Below are 22,301 nucleotides of genomic sequence, written 5' to 3'. Positions count from 1 at the left end.
TTTGCCTGGGGCGCAGGGTCAGGCTCGGGTGTCCGAGGGGCGTTCGCCGAACCGCCGGCGGTAGGCGTTGCTGAATGTGCTCAGGTCGCCGAAGCCGGACGAGTAGGCCACCTGCGTGATGCTCTGGTGGCGCCACAGCGGATCTTGCAGTCGCAGCCTGGACAGGGCCAGTCGTTCCTCCCGGATGAGGTCCGACGGCGTGGTTCCGGCCCGCTGCAACTGTGCCTGGATGTGGCGCAGGGACCAGCCCAGCTGGGCGGCCAGCGTCGCGCCGGTGAGGCCGGGGTCGTGGGCATGGGCGCGGACGAACCGGCGGACGACCGGCAACAGGCCGTCGTCACTGGTGACGGCTGCGGTTGCATTGCCCGCGTTGCAGGCCAGAGCCAGCACATCGACGATCCGGTCGGCCACGGCGTCGAAGCCGGGGCCGTCGAGTGCGAGCCGCTGTTTGCGCAGGCTGTGCAGCAGGTCGGCCACGATGCAGCCCAGCCCGGACCCAGCGTCGAGCACCAGGCCTGTGCGCACGGGCCGGGCCAGCCGGACGTCCAGGCGCTCCTGGGGGATGACGAACGCCAGCGAGGAGAACCGGTCGCCGTGCCGCAGGTCCAGCTTGGCGTCCAGGGATGCCAGCGTCATCGCGGCGGGCCGGACCTCGACGGTGTGGTCGTTCTGGCTGATGGTGAGGGCGCCGCGAACGGGTACCAGGAGTTCGTAGGCGCCGTGTGGGCGTTTGCGGATATCGGCCGCGCTGCGGGTGATGTACTCCTCGTCGCCCCACCAGCGGACCAGTTGGTACGAATCGGAACGCTGGTGCTCGATCCGTCCGATGTAGTCATCCTGAAGTGTGAACGCCATCGGGCAGTGGATCGAGGACACGAGGTCGCGCCACCACTCGCCGCGCTCGGCCGGCGCGTGCTCGGCGCTGTCGAGCGTCTCGACGGTGTACATGGCATCACCTCACCCGCCGCGTTGCCCGTTTGTGCACGCTACGCCGGGCGTTCTCGCCCGGCAACGGCCTGGTCAGCGCAGCTCCCGTTTGAGGAGTTTGCCGGTGCTGTTCATCGGCAGGGCGTCGCGGAACTCCACCAGGCGCGGCGCCTTGTACACGGCGAGGTGCTCGCGGCACCAGCCGATCAGCTCCTCTCCGGTGATTGTGGCGCCCGGCCGGCGGATCACGAATGCCTTGACTTCCTCGCCGGCCCGCTCGTCGGGGACACCGATCACCGCGACCAGGCTGACCGCCGGGTGGGACATCAGGGTTTCCTCGATCTCGCGCGGATACACATTGAATCCGCCGCGCACGATCAGGTCCTTGGCCCGGTCCACGATGAAGTAGAAGCCGTCCTCGTCGCGGGTGGCGATGTCGCCGGTGCGGAACCAGCCATCGCGCAGGACCTCCGCGGTGGCCTCGGGGCGGCCCAGGTAGCCCTTCATCACGCTGTGCCCGCGGACCGCGATTTCCCCGGGCTGCCCGGCGGGAACCTCGTGCCAGTCCTGGTCGACGAGCCGCAGCTCCATGCCCCAGATCGGCAAACCGATCGAGCCCGGTCTGCCGGCTCGGTCGAGCCGGTTGAACGTGACCGTCGGGCTGGTCTCCGACAAGCCGTAACCCTCCCGGATACCGACCCCGAACACCTCCTGGAACCGGGTGAGGACTTCCACTGGCAGCGCTGCCCCACCGGACACCGCCACCCGCAGCACGGCCGCCAGGTCGGTCCCGGAGCCCGCACCGCCGGACTCCGCGGCGCTGAGCAGCGCCCAGTACATGGTCGGCACGCCCGCGAAGAACGTCACCCCGCGGGTGACGATCTCCTGGAGCGCGGCGCGCGGGTCGAACCGGGGGAGCAGCACCAGGGACGACCCTGCCGCAAAACCGGCGTTGAGCTGCACGGTCTGTCCGAAGGAGTGGAACAGCGGCAACGTCACCAGGTGCACGTCGTCCTGTCGGGCCTCGAACAGTGGAAGCGTGGCCATCGCGTTGAGCACCAGGTTGGCGTGCGTCAGCTCCGCGCCCTTCGGCTTGCCCGTCGTGCCGCTGGTGTAGAGGATCACGGCGGTGTCGGTCGCCTCGGTGGGGACCAGCACGTCCTCGGCGGGCTGGTCCTGCAGCACATCGCTCAAAGTGGGCACCCCGTCCGGCAGAACACCTCCCGGGGTGTCGATCACGACCAGGTGTTCACAGGCCGGGGTGTCGGCAAAGCCGCGCCACGCTTCGGCGTCGCCGATCACGCAGAAGTACGCCCGCGCCCCGGAATCCGACAGGTGGTACGCGACCTCGGGTCGTTTGAGCATCGTGTTCAGCGGCACGACCACCGCGCCCGCCTTGAGGATGCCGAAGTACACCGGCGGGAACTCCAGCACGTTCGGGCAGGTGATCGCCACCCGGTCGCCCGGCTGGATTCCCCGGTCCCGCAACAGGTTCGCCACCTGATTGGCCCGCTGGTCGACCTCGCGATAGGTCATCGAGCGGCAGCCCTGCCGGACCGCGACCTTGCCGGGCAGCCGGCGTGCGCTGTCGGTGAGCATCATCGACAGGTTCAGCATCGAGTATTCTCCTTGGTATGAATGGGTTTCAGGCCCACTGCCAGTCGTATTCGGCGCCGACCCGGGCCGCGAGCGGCCGGAGCATCCGGTCCTCGTAGACCTGCAGGGTGTCCATGCCCTCGATCGGGGAAGCCATCAGAACCTCGCCGAGCACCGACATCTCGAGTTCGGGAGCGGGCCGGCCGGCGGCGACCGCGAACCGCTGCAGGTGGTTGCTGAACGTGTCGGTGCACGGCGGCATGGCGTAGTTCGCGGGATGCTTCATGGCTTCATCCAGTGACACGAACTCCACACCGCGTGCAGCGAACGCGTCGAGGATGTCGCCGAGCGTGTCGACCGCGATCGTGGTTCCGTGGATCAGCCAGATGTAGGGCATGTCCGCGCCGAACAGCGCCCGCGCGGTGGCCGAATGCCGGGCCAGCATGTCCACCGCCGACGACACATACAGCTCCCGCAACCGCGCCGCGGCTGCCGCGTCCTCGTTGCGCACCGCCCGGTAGTAGGGCACGATCCACGCGAAGTCGCTGAACCACGTCGTGATCGGGGCGGTGCGGTATCCGTTGCGGCGCAAGGACTCCTCCACCTCGCCACGCTTGCGTTCGGAGCCCGATGACATGTCCATCGGGTACCGGAAGTAGCGGCTTGGCGCTGCGTCGACGAGATGCCCGATGTGCTTCTCGGCCTTCTCCGTGTCGGCGAGGAAGTCCGCGCCGGACATCCAGCGCAGCGGCGCGTGCTGGTGCGTGTGGTTTCCCAAGTGGTGCCCCGCTTCCGCCCAGGCTTCGAAAGCCGCCATCAGGTGCGGTTCCCGGTCGAGCCGGTACGTGTGCGAGAACCCGTACGTACCGGTCAGGCCGTGCTCGGCGAGGGTCTTGGCCAATGAGCGGGTGATGCCCACCGGGTTGCGGCCGGCCGGCATCGGGACTCCGTCCCACAGCACGAAGTCGTCCACGGTGACCGCGACCTTGAGCGGTCGTGCCGGAGAAATGGCGTCCATTGAGCACTCCGTTGTGTCTCGATGTGGCCGTGCCCAGGGGCGGGACGGCCAATGTGCTCGACGGTAGGAATGTGGTTCCGGTCACGTCTTGGTGCTGCGCGCCGGATCGCTTTCACCACGCGCATGCATCAGCCATGCGCCAGTGGCAACCCTCGTGCGCGTGTACCCAGTCCGGGGCTCGTGTGCGCTCGTAGCGTCGGGCGATCAGCGAAAGGGCCTCAGCATGACCACGTCACGTCAGTTCGTTCTCGCCCGGCGACCGCAAGGGCGGGTCCGCGAGGACGACTTCTCCCTCGTGCAGACCGAGATCGGCCCGGTACCCAACGGCGGCATCCGGTTGGAGACGCTGGTGGTCTCCCTGGACCCGGCCATTCGCGGCTGGCTGGACGACCGGCCCAGCTACCTTCCACCGGTGGCGATCGGCGCGCCGGTCCGGTCGTTCGGGCTGGCCCGGGTCACCGAATCGCGCAACCCCGGTTACCGGCCCGGCGACGTCGTGCGCGGCTTCGTCGGCTGGCAGGAACGTCAGGTCGTACCGGAGCCGGACCCCACTTGGGAGCGGATCACCCCGGAACCCGGCATTCCCCTGGAAACCGCGCTCGGCGTGCTCGGCATGCCCGGTCTCACCGCGTGGGTCGGCGTCCACGACATCCTGCGACCCGAACCGGGCCAGACCATGCTGATCTCCGGCGCGTCCGGCGCGGTCGGCACCCTGGCCGTCCAGCTCGCCAAACGCGCCGGCGCCCGCGTGCTCGGCATCGCCGGTGGCACCATGAAATGCGCGCTGCTCACCGAACAACTCGGTCTCGACGCCGCGATCGATCGGCACGACCCCGATTGGTGCGATCACCTGACCGCCGCCACACCCGAGGGCATCGACCTGGTCTTCGAGAACTCCGGCGGCCCGATGTTCGACGCGACCATCGCGCGGCTCGAGAACCACGCCCGCATCGCCTTGTGCGGCCTCATCGACGGCTACAACCAGGCCACCCGGCCGGCAGGCCCGGCGAATTTCGGCCTGCTGCTCACCAAACGCGTGCTCACCCAGGGCTTCATCGTCCTCGACCACCTGCATCGCGCACCGGAGATCGGGAAACAGCTCGCCGGCCTCATCCGCGACCAGGAAATCCAGGCCATCCAGACCGTCGAACACGGCTTCGACCGGCTACCGGTGGCGTTCGTCGGCTCCTTCACAGGCGGCCACCTCGGCAAACTCCTCGTCGACCTGACCTGACGGCCTATGCGAAAGCTTGCTTTCCAACAAAGACCAATGGCCCGCCAGCGCGATGCTGACGGGCCATCGGTTTGAACTCTGCGACCGTGCTCAAACCCTCACACGTCGTAGTACAGCGAGAACTCGTACGGGTGCGGACGCAGCCGCAGCGGGTCGATCTCGTTCTCGCGCTTGAACTGGATCCAGGTCTCGATCACGTCGGAGGTGAAGACGCCGCCTTCGAGCAGGAAGTCGTGGTCGGCTTCCAGAGTGTCGAGCACCGTGCCGAGGTCGCCCGGGACCAGCTTGACGTTCTTGGCCTCCTCGGGCGGCAGCTCGTAGAGGTCCTTGTCGATCGGCTCCGGCGGCTCGATCTTGTTCTTGATGCCGTCGAGGCCGGCCATCATCATCGCGGAGAACGCCAGGTACGGGTTGCCCGATGAGTCCGGGCAGCGGAACTCGGCGCGCTTGGCCTTCGGGTTGTTGCCGGTGATCGGGATCCGCACGCAGGCCGAGCGGTTGCGCTGCGAGTACACCAGGCTGACCGGCGCCTCGAAGCCCGGCACCAGGCGGTGATAGGAGTTCACCGTCGGGTTGGTGAAGGCCAGCAGGCTCGGGGCGTGCTTGAGCAGGCCGCCGATGTAGTGGCGCGCGGTGTCCGACAGGCCCGCGTACCCGGACTCGTCGTGGAACAGCGGCTGGCCGTCCTTCCACAGCGACTGGTGGCAGTGCATGCCCGAGCCGTTGTCCCCGGCCAGCGGCTTCGGCATGAACGTCGCGGTCTTGCCCGCGGCGAACACGGTGTTCTTCACGATGTACTTGAACAGCTGCAGGTCGTCCGCGGCATGCAGCAGCGTGTTGAACTTGTAGTTGATCTCGGTCTGGCCCGCGGTGCCCACCTCGTGGTGCGCGCGCTCGATCTCGAAGCCCTGGCCCTGCAGCTGCCGGACGATGTCGTCGCGCAGGTCGGCGAAGTGGTCGACCGGCGGGACCGGGAAGTAGCCGCCCTTGAACCGGGTCTTGTAGCCCTGGTTGCCGCCCTCGGTGTCGGCGCCGGTGTTCCACCAGCCCTCGACCGAGTCGATCTCGTGGAACGACAGGTGCTCGGCGTCCTCGAAGCGGACCGAGTCGAAGATGTAGAACTCCGCCTCCGGGCCGAAGTACACGTTGTCGGCGACGCCGTACTCGGCGATGTACTGCTCGGCCTTGCGCGCGATGTTGCGCGGGTCGCGGCTGTAGGCCTCGCGCGTGAACGGGTCGTGCACGAAGAAGTTGAGCGACAGCGTCTTGGTCTTGCGGAACGGGTCGATCCGGGCGGTCTCGGGGTCCGGCAGCAGCAGCATGTCGGACTCGTGGATCGACTGGAAGCCGCGTACCGAGGAGCCGTCGAAGGCCAGACCCTCTTCGTAGGCCTCCAGGTCAAACGCCTTGGCGGGCACCGTGAAGTGCTGCATGACGCCCGGCAGGTCGCAGAACCTGACGTCGATGGACTCCACCTTCTCGTCGGCGATGAGGCGCTGGATGTCGTCTGGAGTAGTGGGCACCCTCGGTGACTCCTTCTCGTTCGTTACCGGCGGCAGTACTCTCTTCGGCTCACGCTAAGAGCGCGGTGTTGCCCGACCGTCACCCGAATGTTTCGCCGGTGTTAACGGGTCGCCGGGCACAGCTAGTCGACCAGGCAGAATGTGGCGCCCGCCACCGGCATACCCTGGACGGGTGGCGAGATGGACGGGTGAATGGCTGCCGGGCACCGGCGACCCCACGACGCGGCAGGACGCACCCAAGTGGCCCGGGGAGCGGTTCGGGCTGCCCGAGACGGGCGTCGGCGCGGTCGCGAGTGGCGGGCAGCGTGTGCTCGCGCTGATCGTGGACCTTGTGCTCGCCGCGCTCATCACGGGGCTCTTCGTGCGTTACGACCTGCAGAACGTGGCCGCGATGCAGACGTTCAACCTGTGGGCGGGCGGGGTGTGGGCGGTGCTCAGCGTGTTCCCCGTGACCTTCTTCGGCTTCACGCCGGGCATGGGCGCGCTCGGTATCCGCGTCGCGCGGCTCGACGGTGCGTCCATGGTCGGCCCCTGGCGCGCGCTGGTCCGGATGGTGCTGACTGTGCTGATCCTGCCGCCGCTGGTGCGCAACGTCGACAGCCGCAACTGGCTCGACCGGGCGACCGGCACCGTCGTCATCCGGATGCGCTGACCCCGGTCGGCGTCCCTGGTCCCCGGAAAGCCGTGAAGGGGCCCTTCACGGACTCAGAGTCCGTGAAGGGCCCCTTCACAGCATTGCGTCGGATGGGGTCAGCGGCGGCGGATGGTGCGCTGTACGTTGCGCATCTTCGCGCCGGCCGGCATCGGGCCCTTCGGCATCGCGGCGCCACGCGAGCCGAGCGCGGCGAGCTTCGCCTCCAGCGCGTCCACCTGGGCCGGCTTGAGGTTGCGCGGCAGCTTCGTGAGGTGGCTCTGCAGCTTCTTGAGCGGTATCTGGTTGTCCTCGTGCCCGATCGTGAAGTCGTAGATCGGGGTCTCGCCGATCAACCGGGCGACGCGCTTCTTCTCCTGCGCCAGGAGCGTCTTCACCCGGTGCGGCGCGCCCTCCGCGACGAGCACCACGCCGGGGTGCCCGAGCACGCGGTGCACGGCGTCGAGCTGCGTGGTGGCGGCCACCGTCGGCGTGACCTTCCACTTCCCGCGCAGGTTCTCCAGCGCCCACGCGGCCGCGCCGGGCTGGCCGTCGGCCTTCGCGAAGACGGTGCGCTGCACCCGGCGGCCGAAGATGATCACGGCGAGCAGCAGCCCGAGCACAACGCCCAGCGGCAACAGCGCCCACTGCATGTCCAAGAGGAACCCGATGCCGAACAGCGCACCGGCGACGACCACGATCGAACCGGCCATCCAGGGGATGAGCAGCGGATCTTCGCGGCGCTGCATCTTGAACGCCTCGAAGAACTGCCCGCGCCGCGCCTTGCCTGCCGCGCGCTTCTCCCGCTTGGCCTCCTTGGCCGCTTCCTTGTCCTGCTTACCCGCCATATAACCAGGATACGGCCGCGTGCCCGGCCACGAATCCGTCGGCCCCCTCTGCGAGGATCGCGCAGTGGCCACCGCATCGTCTCCCCAGAGCAGTCCACGCCGTCCCAGCTTGCTCGACGGGCTCGACCCGGAGCAGCGTGCCGCCGCGGCCGCACCTCGCGGGCCGGTCTGCGTCCTCGCCGGGGCGGGCACGGGGAAGACACGCACGATCACGCACCGTATTGCGCATCTGGTTCGCTCTGGGCACGTCGCGCCTGGTCAGGTGCTCGCGGTCACCTTCACCGCGCGTGCGGCGGGTGAGATGCGTACGCGGCTTCGCGGGCTCGGCGTCGACGCTGCGCAGGCGCTGACCTTTCACGCGGCAGCGCGGCGACAGCTCCGTTACTTCTGGCCAAGGGTCGTGGGGGACCGGCCGTGGGACCTGGTCGACAACAAGTTCCGTCTCGTCGCGCAGGCCGCACAGCGTCTTCGGCTGAGCACCGAGGTCGAGGTGGTGCGTGACCTCACCAGTGAGATCGAGTGGAGTAAGGCTTCGCTGGTCTCGCCGGACGAGTACGCGGCTGTCGCGGCGCGTACGCAGCGTGAGACGCCGGCGCCGGTCGCGCAGGTGGCCGAGGTGTACCGGCAGTACGAAGAGCTGAAGACGGCCGCGCAGGTGCTCGATTTCGACGATCTGCTGCTGCACACCACGGCGGTGCTCGAAAAGCACGAAGCGGTCGCTGTCGAGTTTCGCGATCGTTACCGCTGCTTCGTCGTCGACGAGTATCAGGACGTCACCCCGTTGCAGCAGCGTCTGCTCGACGCGTGGCTCGGTGGTCGCGACGACCTCACGGTGGTCGGCGACGCCAACCAGACCATCTACTCGTTCGGCGGTGCTTCGCCGCGGTCGTTGCTGGAGTTCACGCGGCGCTTCCCGGAAGCGACCGTGGTGCGGCTGGAGCGTGATTACCGGTCGACGCCCCAGGTGGTGTCGCTCGCGAACCAGGTGATCGGCGCGGCCCGTGGCCGTCCGGCCGGTTCGCGCCTGAAGCTCATCGGCCAGCGGCCCGAGGGGCCGGACCCACGGTTCGCCGAGCATGAGGACGAAGCTGCCGAGGCTGCTGCGGTCGCGGGCCATGTCCGCGAGCTGCTCGACGGCGGCGTGGCCGCGAGTGAGATCGCGGTGCTGTTCCGCGTGAACGCGCAGTCGGAGGCGTACGAGCAAGCGCTTACCGAGGTCGGGATCCCGTACCTGGTCCGTGGCGGTGAGCGGTTCTTCCAGCGCACCGAGGTGCGGCAGGCGATGTCGGCGCTGCGTACGGCGGCTATGGAGCCGTCAGGCCCCGAGCTGGTTACTGCAGTGCGTTCGGTTCTCGCGCGGGTTGGCCTCACTGAGCAGCCGCCTGCGGGCGGCGCGGCGAAGGAGCGGTGGGACGCGCTGCTCGCGCTCGTCGAGCTGGCCGAGGAGCTGGCCGCCGCAGTCGACGACGCCGACCTGTCACGTTTCGTCGCGGATCTCGAACAGCGCGCAGTCGCGCAGCATCCACCGACCGTCGAAGGCGTCACGCTGGCGTCGCTTCACTCGGCGAAGGGGCTTGAGTGGGACGCCGTGTTCCTCGTCGGCCTGTCCGAGGGCACGATGCCGATCCTGCACGCCGACGGTGACGACTCGGCGATCGAGGAGGAGCGTCGGCTGTTCTACGTCGGCGTTACGCGGGCGCGGGAGCACCTGTCGTTGTCGTGGTCGCTCTCGCGTGGCCCGGGCAGCCGTCGCAACCGCCGGCGCAGCCGATTTCTCTACGGGCTGATTCCGGAGGACCACCCGGCGGCGCGGATCGCGCGGGCACAGCAGACGCCGAAGGCGGCCACGAAGGTGAACCGCTGCCGGCTGTGCGACGGTCCGCTGGTGCAGACCATGGAAGTGAAGCTGGGCCGGTGCGGGCGGTGCCCGTCCACAGTGGATGAAGATCTGCTGGAGAAGCTGAAGGCCTGGCGGGGCGAACGGTCGCGGGAGCTGAAGGTGCCGGCGTTCGTGGTGTTCACCGACGCTACCCTGATGGCCATTGCCGAACAGCGGCCGACCGACGACGGGGCGCTCGTGTCGATCTCCGGCATCGGGGCCACGAAGCTGGCCCGCTTCGGCTCGGAAGTGCTCGACGTGGTGCGCGCCTCGATGCGGTCTTGACCGCGTCGTCTCCGTGATCGATGCGGCGAACCCGCTGCTCAGTGGCGATCTTCGTCGCTTCGGAAGAGATTTGGGAAAATCGGTTGCTCCGCTCTCCCCGGAGCAATAACCTGCTGGTACGTCCGGGCGGAGCGCGCCCGGCCTGGGGACCATGTGACGTGAGCCGCCCGGTGCGGCGAGCGTCCGGACAGCGAGAGGTGGTGTCAGCGACGTGAACGGCAATCCGATGATCATGTGCCCTGGCACCGGTCTGTCCGTTGGTGTTACCCCTGCCCCGCGTCCGGGCACCGGTGTGTCCGCTGCTGCTCGCTTCGGAGGAAACCTCCGTCGGACTGAGCGCACGTGGAGCCCAGTCGGCAGCACCCACCGGTTCGCGACCCTCGTCGCGTACCCGCGAGTTGGTGCCGATCTGCCGATCGTCAAGCAGTTCCGTGTTCCGTTGTCGTTACGGGAGCGAAGTTCCTGACCTGAGTCAGGACACGAGGCTCACGAAGGCCGCGGAACCGGTAACCGGATCCGCGGCCTTCGTGTTTTTTTGGCTGCTCAACCCTGAGGAACAAGGTGTCCAGTCCGATCACCGCCCCGACCACCACTTCGCAAAGGAGCACGGAAATGTCATCCGCCATCGCACTCGCCGAGAGCGTCGTGCCCGACGGGTTCGACCTCGGCGATCTGCTCGGCGGCGTCGCCGAACCCGAGCTGCCCTGCCGCTCGCGCGACGCCGACCTGTGGTTCGCCGAATCGCCCGCCGAACTCGAACGGGCGAAGGCGTTCTGCGCCGGTTGCCCGGTCCGCGAGGCCTGCCTGGCCGGCGCCCTCGCCCGGCGTGAGCCCTGGGGAGTCTGGGGCGGTGAGATCTTCGAGCGTGGCGCAGTGATCGCGCGCAAGCGGCCCCGCGGCCGCCCGCGCAAGAACGCCACCCTCGAGCCCGCCGCCACCACGACCGCCCGGAGCGCCGCCGCATGACCGCCGACCTGCTGACCACTCGCGATTACGAGGCCCGCACCGGGGAAATCGCCCGCGCGCAGCCGAAACCGAAGCAGAACAAAACTCAGGAGACCACCACCATGTTGCTGCACGAAGAGCTGTCCCGTGCCCGAATACGGGACTTCCACACCGAGGCGGAGGCGCAGCGCACCTGGCGCCGCGCCCGAGCCGCCCGCCGCTGGACTCGCCTGGCCCAATGGGCGGACAACCACGCGAAACGCCATCTGATTCAAGACTGACCACGGTTCTCCCTGCAGGCCTGGACCTTCGGGCCTGCAGGGGGTTCCCTGGAGGCTGGTGGCTTGCAGCGTCTCCAGGGACGCTGGTGGCTCGCAGGAGTTCCCTGGCTGTTGGTGGCTCGCAGGGTTTCCGGGTCGTCCCGTAGGGATTCCATTGGGCGCCGGCGGCTCGCAGAGGTTCCATGGACGCTGGTGGCTCGCACGGCTCCGGGTCGTCCCGCAGGGATTTCGGTTCGTGGGTTCCGGGTCATGCTCGCGGTACTCAAGCCCGCGAGTGTGCTCGGCACCCGGCGTCGTTCCCGGTCCGGGGCTGTTTGGTGTCGTTGGCCCGCCTTGTTTTCCGACTTCGGGGAGCTGGGACGGTCGCTTGGAAGCCATTCCCGCGCCTAGGGGTGTTTCGCGTACGCAAGTTGCTCAGCGAGGTGCCGAAGGAGACGGCAAGCGGACGCGCCCGTCGTCCGCAGACCAAGCGAATGCGACTTCGCGAACTCGTTGAGGCTCGCTTGTCCGTCGGTGGCTGAGGCAGATTTGGTGGCAGCCAAGTCCCGTACCGGGGCCGACAAAACTGAGGCCGACAACAGGCACCTGACGGTCGAGACGACGGAGTCACCAGGTCACCCGGCGCCTGCCCGGCGATTGCCGGTTGGGTGGGCATGGGTTCGTCGGGTGGCATGGCGCGCTTGCCCGGTGATCTTCGGTCGGGTGGAGACGGAGTCGCCAGGTGGCCTGGCGCCTGCCTGATCTGCTCCGGTTCGGCGGGCACGGGTTCGCCAGGTGACCTGGGGCCTGCCCCGTGATCTCCGGTTGGGTCGGCATGGGGTCGCCGGGTGATTCGGCGCTTGCCGGTGACTTCCGGTTGGGTCGGCACGGAGTCACCAGGTGACTCGGCGCTTGCGGGTCACTTCCGGCTTGCCCGGTCACCTCCGGTCGGGTGGACTGCGCTTCGCCCCCCGACGCGACCCGCGCTGGGATTCCGTTCAAGCCGTTCTGCCATCGTACGTATTCGAAATTCGTAAGCATCGTGGCGTGTATTGCCGGTTTCCGCTGGTACTGGAGACTTGCGGGCACGTGGGTGTTTGCGGACTCCGGAGCACCTGCGCGCGTATCGGGGGCCGGCACGTTCGGTGGGCCTGCCGGAGAGCCTCCTGGCGATGGTCGTTGCCGGGTGTTCAATGGGGCCATGTCCGCGCATACCCACGATCACATCGACTGGGCCGACCGGCTCGCGTTGCTCCGCGCCGCCGACAGTCTCGACTCCGAGGCGCAAGCGGCCGCGGCCGCGCGGCTCGTCGCGCAGCTTCCCAACGGCCCGACAGTAGTCGATCTCGGTTGCGGCGCCGGTGGAGTGAGCACGCACTTCGCCCGGGAACTTGTGTCTCGGGGCGGTGGCACGATCGTGCTGGCCGACGCAACGCCGGAATTGCTCGGTGAAGCTGAACGAGCGGTCCGCGCAGTGGCGGGTCCGTCCGTCGAGGTGCGGGCAGTGCGCGCCGACCTTGCCGACGCCGAACTGCCGGCGACGTTGCCTGCCGCCGATCTGGTCTGGGCCTCGCGGGTGGTACACCACTTGCCGGACCAGCAGGCCGCGGTCGTGACGCTCGCCGCCACGGTCCGGCCGGGTGGAATCGTCGCGCTGGCCGAGGGCGGGTTGAGTTTCGCTTGCCTCCCTTGGGATCTCGGGCTCGGACGCCCCGGGCTCGAAGACCGGTTGCACGCCGCCCAGGCCGAATGGTTCGCCGGAATGCGCGAAGGCATCGACGGCTCGGTGCCGATGCCCTACGGCTGGCCGATCGCGCTCGAACATGCCGGGCTCACCGGGATCGGCTCGTTCAGCGTGCTGGTTGACCACCCCGCGCCAGGCCCGGACACTCTGCCCGGCTACCTGCACCACCACCTTTCCCAGCTCGCCGAACACGCCGCCGACCTCCTCCCCGACGACGACCGCAGTACCCTCGCCGCGCTCCTCGACCCGGCCGGCCCACACCACCTCGCGAACCGACGAGACCTGTACCTCCTCGGTGCCCGCACCGTGCACTACGGACGTCGCGCATGACCACCCCGAACGTTGCCTGCTCCCGCTGCGGCCGCCTCCGCGTCGCGGAGACCGACGCACTCGCCGCCCTGGCCTGGGCTTGTACCAAAGACAACGGCACCGAACGCTGGCTTTGCCCGGAATGCGCCCGCACCCACACCCGCGACATCGAAGGCAAACTGCCCGACGAATACTGGTGAACGAGAGCACTCCAGCGACCTTCCACGAACAGCTACCTCGTACTACCTGCTCCACCTGCGCTGCCGACATCGCGCCGCTGTCAGGGATCGGCCGGCGTAGACACGGAGGCGTGACCACAGCGCGGAAGCGTTGCCAAGCGAGCAGCCAGACCGCGACGACGCCAGCCGTTCGACGAGCCAATATTGCAGGCAAGCCAACGCTGCGCGGTTGAGCAAGGTCGCCCGGCGAGGCAAGGTCGGGCCCAGAGCGGGTTGTGCGGTGAGGCAGGGTCGTGCGGTTGGCAAGGTTGCGGGCCAGCCAGCGTTGAGCGGTGGGCATGGTCGCAGCTGCGCTTCCAGCGCGACAGCGATCAGCTCTGTCACTGCGGACGCCGAGCGATCCGCCCCGCAAGGGCGGCAACCCGCTGGCGGCCATCGACTCTTGGAAGGCCTCGAAATCGAGGAACACGGCGTCCACAGTAGACGCGCACACGGCGTTGGTGGCCGGGCTTCGGCGACTGCCGGGCGTGGGTACGAGAACTTCAGTCGACATGGCGATTCACCTCCTTGTTTCTGTGTCAGTCTGGCCTCAAGCCGCGTTTCCTGCGTGGTAGACGGCGCGGACCTTCGGGCGCGGGGTACGGGCGGCCTGGGTGTAGGCACTCAGTAGCTCACGGCTCATCTCGTCGGGCGTGTCGACGAGTTGCCGCGGGGTGCAGCGGAACAGCACGGTGCCGGTGGCGGCGAGCGCCAGGTGACTGAAGTCGGTGGGGCCTGCGGAAGTCCGGTAGCGCCAGGCCATCCCGACCTGGTCCCACCAGGCGTCCGCGGTGCCGATCCGCCTGCCGCGGCGATCGCAGACGGCCACGTTCCATTGCGGCGCGGGCAACGGGGTCTGCCGGAGGACGTGAAGGGCTTGGCCGTGGGCGAACGTTTCCCGGTCGTCCAGACCGCGAAGGACGGAACGCACCGCCGCGGAGCCGCGCTGGTTGCCTGCGTCGAGCTCGGCGGCCAGCTCGGCGCGGTCACAGAGTCCCCAGTACAACGGCAGCGAAACAAGCTGGGCGACGGTGTCCGGTTCGTTCTCCCGGCGCGCCATGTCCAGCGCGGCGCGCGCCGGCGTGGCGTAGGGCAGACCGGCGACCATCACCGGCTCCGGCATCCGTGCCGTGCGGCTCGCGATGAGCCCCGGCTCCGAGGCGAGCCGGCGATAGTGCGGCACGAGTAGGTGGATCTGGGCGGTGAGCGGGTGGTTGACGCCGTGGGCACGGAGAGCGTCTGCGCCGGTGATCACGGCGTGCGGGCGGCAACGCGCGATTGCCGCGTGCAGGAGTTGTTCCCGGCTCGGAGGTTTGTCGTGCACCAGGAACACTCCGGAGTAGACCTGTTGCCAAGGCCCACCCGGCCCGGAGAGCTTCGCGATCCTTCGCTCCGAGATCCCGGCGTCGCGGAGATGGCTCCGCACGAGCACGCCGTTGGTCACCAGATCACTGAAAGCAACCGGATCGGAACCAGTGGTAGTCGTCATGCATCGAGAATGACGGCTCTGCCATTTGAGTGGAACAGCCTCCGCGGATCTGTGGACAACTTCCTGCCACCACGCCGAAAACGCCCCATCCTGTGGATAACTCAGGCGGCGAAACCGGGCTGCCACCGTTCCACGATGCCGCGTGCCGGGATGTCCGCGTCGAGCTGGCAGAGGATGCCGGTGGACCCGGCGGTGACCCGGTGGATCATCAGGTACTCCGGCGGCAGATTCAGCGAGCGGCCGACCCGGAAATCGGGTCCCCGGGTGTCTCCGAGCCGGCCGGCCTGACGTTGCATCCAGCGACGCGTGAAGTGGAACGTCGCGGTGGCGAGCGGCTCGGTGAACGGCGCGAGGTAGCTCAGCACCTCGGCCGGGGACAGCTCGGCGCCTGCGCGGACGAAGCCGCTCTCCCGCAGCAGCCGCATCAGTTCGTCCGAATGGCCGTCGAGCGCCAGCCGGGTCATCTCGCCGAGTTGCCGTGGAATGCCGTTCGGCAGCTTGGCGACGCCGCCGAAGTCGATCACGCACAGGCGGCCGTCCGCGGTCAGCATGAAGTTGCCCGGATGCGGATCGGAATGCAGCAGGTGCACGCGGGCCGGTGAGGAGTAGTGGAACTCGGCGAGGAGCCGGCCGGCCAGATCTCGGGTCCGCTTGTCCCCGCCGGCGATGATCTGCGCCAGGGGCATACCGGTGGCCCACTCCGTGACCACGACCTTCGGCGCACTCGCGACGACCCGCGGGATGAGAAAGGCAGGATCACCTTCGAAGGCCTTCGCGAAGGCACGCTGGTGGTCGGCCTCGGCGAGGTAGTCGAGCTCCTCGTCCATCCGTTCGGCCAGCTCGGAGAGCAGCGGTTTCACGTCCGTGCCGGGCACGAACGCCTGAAACAGCCTGCTGAATCGCTGCAGCTGCCGCAGATCACTGCGCAAAGCCTCGTCCGCACCGGGGTACTGGACCTTGACCGCCACCTCGCGACCGTCGTGCCAGGTCGCACGGTGGACCTGGCCGATGCTCGCCGAGGCCGCCGGTTCGTCGTCGAAGTGGGCGAACCGGCCCGCCCACGACCGCCCGAGCTGCTCGGCGAGTACCCGGTGGGTCTGCCGGGCCGACATCGGCGGCGCCGCCGACTGCAGCTTCGTGAGCGCCTCTCGGTACGGTTTCGCCAGGTCGTCGGGCACGGCAGCCTCGAACACGCTCAGCGCCTGGCCGAACTTCATCGCGCCGCCCTTGAGCGTGCCGAGCACCTCGAAGAGCTGCTCGGCGGCCTTGGCCGACAGCACCGCGTTGACTTGCTCGGCATTCTGCCCGGTAAGCCGCTTGCCCCAGCCACCGACGGCTCGGCTCGCGATACCGAGCGGAAGACTGGCCAGCTTCGCGGTACGCGCGGCGCCCCGCCGGGGCAAAGCGGATTCGCGTTCTCCGGTGCGGTCGCGGGAGTCGGTCACGGTGATGATTCTGCCTTGGCGGGCTTGGCTTCCGCAGCCTGCAGAGCGTGACGATGTGGGCTACCTCTCCTGCAGTACCTCCTCCGGCTCGGGCAGTAGTTGTTCCGGCGCAACGGGTGCTCCGCATCCGCAGCCGGGGTGCGGCTCCCAGCCGCGGTGGTGGACCCGACCGTCGAAGCTGTCGATTTCCAGCGAGGTGTTCCAGGTGGGCGGCGGCTCCGCGCTGGGGGACAGCAAACGCATGGCCTGCGCGACGGCGAGCGCCGCGCAGGACTGCACTGCGCCGAGATCCGGCCGGGGCGACTTGCCGACGAGCTGGCTCGCCACCCGCGGCCACGAGGAATCCAGATCGGTCCGGTGCAGGTCACAGCATCGCAAGCAGGCGCTGCGACCGGGTATGACCAGCGGGCCCACGACGCCGGTGCCTTCGCGGACCAAGACGGGCAGGTGCGGGATTCCCTCTTCGACCAGCTCCGCGATCTCCTCCGGGGCCGGGACGATGGTGTCGGTGACCAGGACGAGGTCGGGAGTGCGGCGGTGGTTCCGCGCGGTGGACACGTCGGGTGCGAGCCGGGCGAGCATGGCCAGTATCGCGCGCCGACGGGGTTGTCCCAGCTCAGTGGCGGTGAGCCCGGATCCGATGTCGGCTTCGGTGACCATGCCGCCCGAGCGGATGTCGAGGTGCCCGACACCGGCGTTCGCCAGCAGCAGGGCCACTGCCACGGCCAGCCGCCCGCTGCCGTGCACAGCCACCAGGCTCTGCCGGCGGCGATCGGTGAGCGCGGTCTGGTGGTGGCGGGCGCGCAGGGACCACAACCCGGTTTCGACGCGTTTGGCCGCCGGCCGGGGTGCTTCGGTGACCAGACCGAGCGTGGTGAGCTGTTTGAGCAGCAGGTGGCACTGGTCCCGGTGTTCACCGACCGCGAGCAGCACGTCTTCGAGCCCGCGCCTGCCGTCGAGGTGCCGGACGACCTCCAGGACCTGCGGCGCCAGCCCACCGGCCACGACACCGTGCCGGGGGTCGAGGCCGAACTGGACCTCGTCTTCGTCGCGGTCGAGCACGTGGATGCCCGGGAGCAAGGTCGGATACGCCGGAAGGAGCACGTTCGGCGGCGGGGTGGCGGACAACGTCATGCCGGTCAGCTTGGCACGGACCGGTCTCCCCCGTAGGACGAAAAACCCAGTTGTCCACAGGTGTGGTCAGTTGTGGACAACTCGGGGCTGTGACCATTCAGCGCTCCCAAGTTGTCGGTGCCGGGCCTTACCGTTGGGGAGTGGTCGAAGCACGAATGCCCGCGTTGCGGGGCAGGGGCGGGAGCGCCCCATCGGACACTCCTCAGCACAAGGTCGAGGTGCGGCGCAGCGCGCGCCGGCACCGGACGGTCACCGCGTACTGGAACGAGGACACCCTGGTGGTGCTCATCCCGGCGCGGATGACCCGGGCGGAAGAGAAACACTGGGTCGCGGAGATGGAGCGCAAGCTGCAGCGCCCCGGGTCGCGCAAGGCCCCGCCCCTGAAAGCATCGGACGAGGCGCTGCTCGCCCGGTGTGCGCTGCTCGCGGGCAAGTACCTCCGGAGCAAGGCGTTGCCTGCGAGCGTGCGGTGGGTGCCCCCGATGCGCACCAGGTGGGCGTCGTGCACGCCGGTCGACGCGACGATCCGGGTGAGCGAGCGGCTTCAGCAGGTGCCGTCGTGGGTCTTGGACTACGTGCTGGTGCACGAGCTGGCCCACCTGCGCGAGCCGGGACACGACGCGGCGTTCTGGGAACTGGTGAACCGGTACCCGAAGACGGAGCGGGCCATCGGGTATCTCGAAGGGCTCTCGGCGGCTGCGGGGTGGGGTATTTCGGTGGAGGAATGAGTTCGGGGGCGATCGGTAGTGGGGCTGTGGCTGGGTGAGGTGGGGTCGCCGGGTGGTGGGATCGGGGCTGCCGGCCTGGTGCGTGGCGGGCGTGGGCCGGGTGGGATGAGGGATTGACGGGTGTTGGGGGAGTGGGGTGGGTTGTTTGCGGCGGCGGGGGCTTTCGGAGGGGACGTGGATTGCGTTCGGTGGTCGGGCGGATGAGGTGGGCGGATGGTTAACGCGGCGGTTCGCCGGATTGTGTGGGTGGCCTGGGCTCGAGCTGATCGGCTGGTGGGTGGGTGTCGGACTTGGTTGTCGGGACGGTCGGTGGGGAGGGAGCCAAGGGTAGGCATCGGGATCCGGGGGCAGGCGTGAAGCCGGGCGGGTGATGCTGGTTCGCCGGTCTCCGATACGCGAAGTGGCCGCGCACGGATGGGTGCGCGGCCACTTGAGGCGGTGGCTCGTGGGTGGCTGAGCCACGGGGACCGGTCGGAGCCGATCTGGATCGGGCCTTGCCCAATCCGATCCGAACTGGAGGGGCTCAGCCGTAGGCGAACTGGACGGAGTCATATCGGGTCGGGCGGGGACCAAGCTGGTCCGGGTAGAGCCAGTCCGGGCCGGGCAGCCCAACACGGATCGAGCGGGGCCAAGCTCGGCTTGGTGTGGCCGAGCCTGTCCGTTCTGGGAGTGGTCAACGCGGATCGGCCGGGGTCAGGCCCGGCCAGGGCAGAGCCAATCTCGACCAGACGGGACCCGGTGAAGGGTCAGGACGGGTCGGTGTTGCCCGAGCCGGTTCCCTTGTCGCCCTTGTCCTCGTCGGTGTCCTCACCCGCCGTCGGGGAGGTCTCGGTGGGGGAGGTCTCGGTGGACGTGGGCTTGTTCTTGGATTCGCGTCCGGTGCGTTCCAGCTCCGCGATCGGGTCCAGGTCGGCGGGGAGGGTGGTGGGCGTGGCCAGGCGCTCGGCGAAGTCCAGTGGCTCGTCCAGATCCTCTGCGGTCGGCATGAGGTCCGGGTGGGACCACAGGTCGTCGCGCTTTTCCAGGCCGTGGCGGTCGCCGATGAGCTTCCACAGGGACGACGCGGCGCGCATGCGGCGGGGCCGCAGTTCCAGGCCGACCAGGGTGGCGAAGGTCTGCTCTGCCGGACCGCCGGTCGCGCGGCGGCGGCGGAGGGTCTCGCGCAGGGCCTCCGCGCCGGGGAGGCGGTCGCCGATGGCATCGGCGACGACCACGTCCACCCAGCCTTCTACCAGCGCCAGCAACGTCTCCAGGCGCTTCAGCGCGACCTGCTGTTCGGGGGTGGTCTGCGGCTCCAGCAGCCCGGAGGACATCGCTTCCTCGATGCTCGCCGGGTTGGCCGGGTCGATCTGGCCGGCCAGCGACTCCAACGCCGAAGTGTCCACAGTGATCCCGCGGGCGAACTCCTCGACCGTCGCCAGCAGCCGCTGGCGCAGCCACGGCACGTGCGTGAACAGGCGCTGGTGCGCGGCCTCGCGAGCGGCGAGGAACACCAGCACCTCACTGCTCGGCAGCTCCAGGCCCTCGGTGAACTTCTCGATGTTCGCGGGCAGCAGCGCGGACGTCGCGGACGGGCCGAGCGGCAGGCCGACCTCGGTGGAGGTGAGCACCTCCTGGGCCAGCTGCGCCAGCGCGTTGCCCAGCTGCGAGCCGAACGCCATCCCGCCCATCTGGCCCATCATCGACAGCAACGGGCCCGCGGCCTGCTTGGCCTCCTCGGGCAGTGCCTGCATCCACGCACCGGACATCTGCTGCGCCACCGGGTCGCACAGCCGCTGCCACGTGGGCAGGGTCTTCTCCACCCAGGTCCGCGCCGACCAGGACACCGTGCTGGTCGCGCCCGCGGGCAGGATCGTCGCCGCGTCCAGCCAGAGTTCCGCGAGGTGTGCCGCGTCGCGTACCGCGGACGAGGAATCCTCGGACCCCGATGTCGTGAAGCCGACCTTCGCGTCGTCCCGCCCGCTCAGGTTCTGCAGCGCGATCTGCTTCGCCAGGTCATAGTTGACCGGCCCACTCGACGTGCCCGCCTGGCTGAGCATCTGGCCCAGCTGGCTCAGCATCTGCCCGAGCTGGTTGAACGCCTCGGCGCCGGATGGCTGCTCCGAGGGGTCCGAGGGATCACCGTCGCCGCGCTTGTCGGGATCGGGCGGTCCGAAACCGAACGGGGATTTGCTCATAGGACCACCGTACGCGGGTACGGACCCGCTCAGCGCGTCAACCATGGCCTTCACCGTGAAGCGAACTCCGTCACCGTACGCTGTCGCACGTGACCAAACCCGACGAGGAGACCGCGACCCCGAGTCAGCGCCCGGCCACGTCCCGCGAACCGGCCCGTACGGACCGCCGGATGACCCGGCGCGGCTGGACGCTGCTGGTCAGCGGGGCACTGTTCCTGGTGTTCGTAGTGGTCGGGTTCCTGGTCCAAGTGCCCTACGTCGCGATCAGCCCCGGGCCGACCTACGACACGCTCGGCAAGGACGCCGCGGGCAACCCGGTGATCCAGGTCAACGGGCAGCAGACCTACGGCACCAGCGGCGAGCTGCGGATGACCACCGTTTCGCTGAACGACGGGCTCAACCTGTTCACCGCGCTCGGCCTCTGGGCCAGCGGGCGGTACGCGCTCGCCCCGCGTGAGGAGTACTACAAGCCCGGCGAAACCAATGAACAGGTGAAACAGGAGAACATCCAGCAGCTGCAGGACTCGCAGACCGCCGCACAGGTCGCCGCGCTGCGGCATCTCGGCCACCCGGTGCAGGTGGTGGCCAAGGAGATCGTCTCGGGCAGCCCGGCCGACCACGTGCTCGCCCCCGGCGACCGGCTGATCACCGTGAACGGCAAGCAGATCAAGGAATCCACCGAAGTCGCCGCGGCGCTCACCGGGACCAAGCCGGGGCAGCGCGTGCCGGTCGTCTTCCAGCGTTCCGGCGGGGCCGAGCAGACCGCCGAGCTGACGCTGGCCCACCGCGACGACCGAGCGCAGGGCTTCCTCGGGCTCACCGCGGTCGACCGGGTGAACGCACCGTTCAACGTCGCGATCTCGCTGCAGGACGTCGGCGGCCCGTCCGCCGGGCTGATGTTCACCCTGGCGATCATCGACCGGCTGACCCCGCCCGGAAAACCGGAGAGCGACCTCGCCGCCGGACGGCACATCGCGGGGACCGGCGAGATCAGCGAGACCGGGCAGGTTGGCCCGATCGGCGGAATCTCGTTCAAGGTGGTCGGTGCCCGGGAGTCCGGGGCCACCGACTTCCTCGTGCCCGCGCACAACTGCGCGGAGGCCGTCTCCGCGCGGCCGGACGGGCTCAATCTGATCAAGGTGTCCACACTGGACGATGCGCTGATCCAGCTGGAGAACCTGAAGGCGGGCCGTCCGGTCGCGCACTGCTGAGCGCGAGGACGACCCGGCCCGGGAAACCGGCGGATCAGGGATGCAGGGTCGTGGTCAGCGCCTCGATCAGGTTCGGTGCGAGGTCCGGGCTTTCCACGAGTTCGTCCACGGCCTCCTCGCCGCCTTCGGCGGAGACTCCGCGCAGCCGCATCACGCAGGCCTGCTCGCCGTCCCGCAGAACCGCGGCGACGAGCCGGGCCTCGGTGCGCCGGGGGTGGTCCGCGGCCGCGCGGCGCAGCCGGTCGCCGTCCGCCTCGGCGACGCCCTCGAGTTCGGCCTCCACGTCCGGCGGCAGCACGATGATCTCCTGTGCCAGCGCGCAGCCGACGACGATTTCCGGCCAGGCGATCCGGCCGAGCGATTCACCGAGGTCGCCGTCGGGCAATGCGTCCTGCGCCACCGGGGTCAGCGGGTTCGCCCGGTCCAGCTGACCGGCCAGCTCGGGCTGCTCGTCCAGCAGCGCCGCGGTCGGGACCAGCGCGAACAGCTGCGGCGGCTGATCCCAGCCCCCGGCGGCGACGAACTCTTCGACTTCCCGCGCCAGATCGGCGACCGGGCGTGCGGCGGAGGGCTCACTCGATGGCATGGCGACATCGTCGCAGGCCGCCGCCCGGGCTGCCGCCGCGCCTCGGAGTTCGGGCGGGGCGAGGGAACTCGGACACCCTCCGTAGAGTTAGAGCAATCAGGGGACCAGTGCGGC

19 protein-coding genes are annotated in these 22,301 nt (G+C 69.2%); 9 read left to right on the top strand and 10 right to left on the bottom strand.

What is annotated here, in order from left to right:
* Positions 1–18 precede the first annotated feature (18 nt).
* The 3 genes from ATK36_RS10860 to ATK36_RS10850 all read right to left on the bottom strand — a co-directional run bounded on the left by ATK36_RS10860 (position 19) and on the right by ATK36_RS10850 (position 3,541).
* Positions 19–948 carry an AraC family transcriptional regulator gene (locus ATK36_RS10860; RefSeq protein ID WP_098511135.1) on the bottom strand — a complete coding sequence of 310 codons (930 nt, stop codon included), beginning with the start codon at positions 946–948 and terminating at the stop codon, positions 19–21.
* 72 nt (positions 949–1,020) lie between these two features.
* Entirely contained in the window at positions 1,021–2,544 is a 1,524-nt protein-coding gene (locus tag ATK36_RS10855) for a long-chain-fatty-acid--CoA ligase (RefSeq protein WP_098511134.1), read from the bottom strand.
* A 28-nt stretch (positions 2,545–2,572) separates the two neighbouring features.
* On the bottom strand, positions 2,573–3,541 hold the full coding sequence (locus ATK36_RS10850) for a polysaccharide deacetylase family protein (RefSeq protein WP_098511133.1): 969 nt from the start codon (positions 3,539–3,541) through the stop codon (positions 2,573–2,575).
* 223 nt (positions 3,542–3,764) lie between these two features.
* Here ATK36_RS10850 and ATK36_RS10845 point away from each other — a divergent pair, with 223 nt between their 5' ends.
* Positions 3,765–4,775, top strand: coding sequence for an NADP-dependent oxidoreductase (locus tag ATK36_RS10845; RefSeq protein WP_098511132.1), 1,011 nt, complete (start codon positions 3,765–3,767; stop codon positions 4,773–4,775).
* 98 nt (positions 4,776–4,873) lie between these two features.
* Here the strand turns inward: ATK36_RS10845 and glnA are convergent, their stop codons facing one another.
* Positions 4,874–6,298, bottom strand: coding sequence for a type I glutamate--ammonia ligase (gene glnA, locus ATK36_RS10840; RefSeq protein ID WP_098511131.1), 1,425 nt, complete (start codon positions 6,296–6,298; stop codon positions 4,874–4,876).
* Positions 6,299–6,470: 172 nt separating this feature from the next.
* On the opposite strand from glnA, the gene ATK36_RS10835 reads away from it, so the two are divergent.
* Positions 6,471–6,950: an RDD family protein gene (locus ATK36_RS10835; protein WP_098511130.1), complete on the top strand. Its 480-nt coding sequence runs from the start codon at positions 6,471–6,473 to the stop codon at positions 6,948–6,950.
* Between the two features lie 98 nt (positions 6,951–7,048).
* Here the strand turns inward: ATK36_RS10835 and ATK36_RS10830 are convergent, their stop codons facing one another.
* Positions 7,049–7,777, bottom strand: coding sequence for a DUF4191 domain-containing protein (locus ATK36_RS10830; RefSeq protein ID WP_098511129.1), 729 nt, complete (start codon positions 7,775–7,777; stop codon positions 7,049–7,051).
* A gap of 64 nt (positions 7,778–7,841) precedes the next feature.
* On the opposite strand from ATK36_RS10830, the gene ATK36_RS10825 reads away from it, so the two are divergent.
* From ATK36_RS10825 to ATK36_RS10800, 5 genes are all read left to right on the top strand, one after another.
* Complete coding sequence (locus tag ATK36_RS10825; RefSeq protein WP_098511128.1) at positions 7,842–9,941, top strand: ATP-dependent DNA helicase UvrD2; 2,100 nt, start codon at positions 7,842–7,844, stop codon at positions 9,939–9,941.
* A 612-nt stretch (positions 9,942–10,553) separates the two neighbouring features.
* The gene (locus ATK36_RS10815; RefSeq protein ID WP_098511127.1) at positions 10,554–10,907 is read left to right on the top strand and encodes a WhiB family transcriptional regulator; all 354 of its coding nucleotides are present in this window, start codon (positions 10,554–10,556) and stop codon (positions 10,905–10,907) included.
* A complete protein-coding gene (locus ATK36_RS10810) occupies positions 10,904–11,167 on the top strand; it encodes a hypothetical protein (RefSeq protein ID WP_098511126.1) in 264 nt (87 codons plus the stop codon). The genes ATK36_RS10815 and ATK36_RS10810 overlap by 4 nt, the downstream gene beginning before the upstream one ends.
* A 1,180-nt stretch (positions 11,168–12,347) precedes the next feature.
* Positions 12,348–13,220, top strand: coding sequence for a class I SAM-dependent methyltransferase (locus tag ATK36_RS10805; RefSeq protein WP_098514785.1), 873 nt, complete (start codon positions 12,348–12,350; stop codon positions 13,218–13,220).
* Positions 13,217–13,399 carry a hypothetical protein gene (locus ATK36_RS10800; protein WP_098511125.1) on the top strand — a complete coding sequence of 61 codons (183 nt, stop codon included), beginning with the start codon at positions 13,217–13,219 and terminating at the stop codon, positions 13,397–13,399. The genes ATK36_RS10805 and ATK36_RS10800 overlap by 4 nt, the downstream gene beginning before the upstream one ends.
* A 568-nt stretch (positions 13,400–13,967) precedes the next feature.
* Here ATK36_RS10800 and ATK36_RS10795 read toward each other — a convergent pair.
* The 3 genes from ATK36_RS10795 to ATK36_RS10785 form a co-directional block, all read right to left on the bottom strand.
* Positions 13,968–14,906, bottom strand: a complete 939-nt coding sequence (locus tag ATK36_RS10795; RefSeq protein ID WP_098511124.1) for a hypothetical protein — start codon at positions 14,904–14,906, stop codon at positions 13,968–13,970.
* 101 nt (positions 14,907–15,007) lie between these two features.
* Positions 15,008–16,351 carry an ABC1 kinase family protein gene (locus ATK36_RS10790; RefSeq protein WP_098511123.1) on the bottom strand — a complete coding sequence of 448 codons (1,344 nt, stop codon included), beginning with the start codon at positions 16,349–16,351 and terminating at the stop codon, positions 15,008–15,010.
* 60 nt (positions 16,352–16,411) lie between these two features.
* Entirely contained in the window at positions 16,412–17,485 is a 1,074-nt protein-coding gene (locus ATK36_RS10785) for a ThiF family adenylyltransferase (RefSeq protein ID WP_098511122.1), read from the bottom strand.
* 218 nt (positions 17,486–17,703) lie between these two features.
* On the opposite strand from ATK36_RS10785, the gene ATK36_RS10780 reads away from it, so the two are divergent.
* Positions 17,704–18,213, top strand: a complete 510-nt coding sequence (locus ATK36_RS10780) for a M48 metallopeptidase family protein (protein ID WP_098511121.1) — start codon at positions 17,704–17,706, stop codon at positions 18,211–18,213.
* Positions 18,214–18,959: 746 nt separating this feature from the next.
* Here ATK36_RS10780 and ATK36_RS10775 read toward each other — a convergent pair.
* A complete protein-coding gene (locus ATK36_RS10775; RefSeq protein ID WP_098511120.1) occupies positions 18,960–20,390 on the bottom strand; it encodes a zinc-dependent metalloprotease in 1,431 nt (476 codons plus the stop codon).
* Positions 20,391–20,479: 89 nt separating this feature from the next.
* On the opposite strand from ATK36_RS10775, the gene ATK36_RS10770 reads away from it, so the two are divergent.
* On the top strand, positions 20,480–21,601 hold the full coding sequence (locus ATK36_RS10770; protein WP_245914602.1) for a YlbL family protein: 1,122 nt from the start codon (positions 20,480–20,482) through the stop codon (positions 21,599–21,601).
* 34 nt (positions 21,602–21,635) lie between these two features.
* On the opposite strand, the gene ATK36_RS10765 is transcribed toward ATK36_RS10770, so the two are convergent.
* Entirely contained in the window at positions 21,636–22,187 is a 552-nt protein-coding gene (locus ATK36_RS10765) for a PPA1309 family protein (RefSeq protein WP_098511119.1), read from the bottom strand.
* Positions 22,188–22,301: the final 114 nt, after the last annotated feature.

The organism is Amycolatopsis sulphurea (assembly GCF_002564045.1).
In the GTDB taxonomy this organism is placed as follows: Bacteria; Actinomycetota; Actinomycetes; order Mycobacteriales; family Pseudonocardiaceae; genus Amycolatopsis; species Amycolatopsis sulphurea.
Note: the sequence above shows the minus strand (reverse complement) of the source record. Positions and strands in the feature narration are given on the sequence as shown.

Bases quoted from the DNA above. Each gene is read 5' to 3' on its own strand.
- ATK36_RS10850 (WP_098511133.1), bottom strand. From the start codon at position 3,541: ATGGACGCCATTTCTCCGGCACGACCGCTCAAGGTCGCGGTCACCGTG.
- ATK36_RS10810 (WP_098511126.1), top strand. From the start codon at position 10,904: ATGACCGCCGACCTGCTGACCACTCGCGATTACGAGGCCCGCACCGGG.
- ATK36_RS10765 (WP_098511119.1), bottom strand. From the start codon at position 22,187: ATGCCATCGAGTGAGCCCTCCGCCGCACGCCCGGTCGCCGATCTGGCG.
- ATK36_RS10795 (WP_098511124.1), bottom strand. From the start codon at position 14,906: ATGACGACTACCACTGGTTCCGATCCGGTTGCTTTCAGTGATCTGGTG.
- ATK36_RS10800 (WP_098511125.1), top strand. From the start codon at position 13,217: ATGACCACCCCGAACGTTGCCTGCTCCCGCTGCGGCCGCCTCCGCGTC.
- ATK36_RS10830 (WP_098511129.1), bottom strand. From the start codon at position 7,777: ATGGCGGGTAAGCAGGACAAGGAAGCGGCCAAGGAGGCCAAGCGGGAG.
- ATK36_RS10845 (WP_098511132.1), top strand. From the start codon at position 3,765: ATGACCACGTCACGTCAGTTCGTTCTCGCCCGGCGACCGCAAGGGCGG.
- ATK36_RS10785 (WP_098511122.1), bottom strand. From the start codon at position 17,485: ATGACGTTGTCCGCCACCCCGCCGCCGAACGTGCTCCTTCCGGCGTAT.
- ATK36_RS10815 (WP_098511127.1), top strand. From the start codon at position 10,554: ATGTCATCCGCCATCGCACTCGCCGAGAGCGTCGTGCCCGACGGGTTC.
- ATK36_RS10775 (WP_098511120.1), bottom strand. From the start codon at position 20,390: ATGAGCAAATCCCCGTTCGGTTTCGGACCGCCCGATCCCGACAAGCGC.
- ATK36_RS10805 (WP_098514785.1), top strand. From the start codon at position 12,348: ATGTCCGCGCATACCCACGATCACATCGACTGGGCCGACCGGCTCGCG.
- ATK36_RS10860 (WP_098511135.1), bottom strand. From the start codon at position 948: ATGTACACCGTCGAGACGCTCGACAGCGCCGAGCACGCGCCGGCCGAG.
- ATK36_RS10855 (WP_098511134.1), bottom strand. From the start codon at position 2,544: ATGCTGAACCTGTCGATGATGCTCACCGACAGCGCACGCCGGCTGCCC.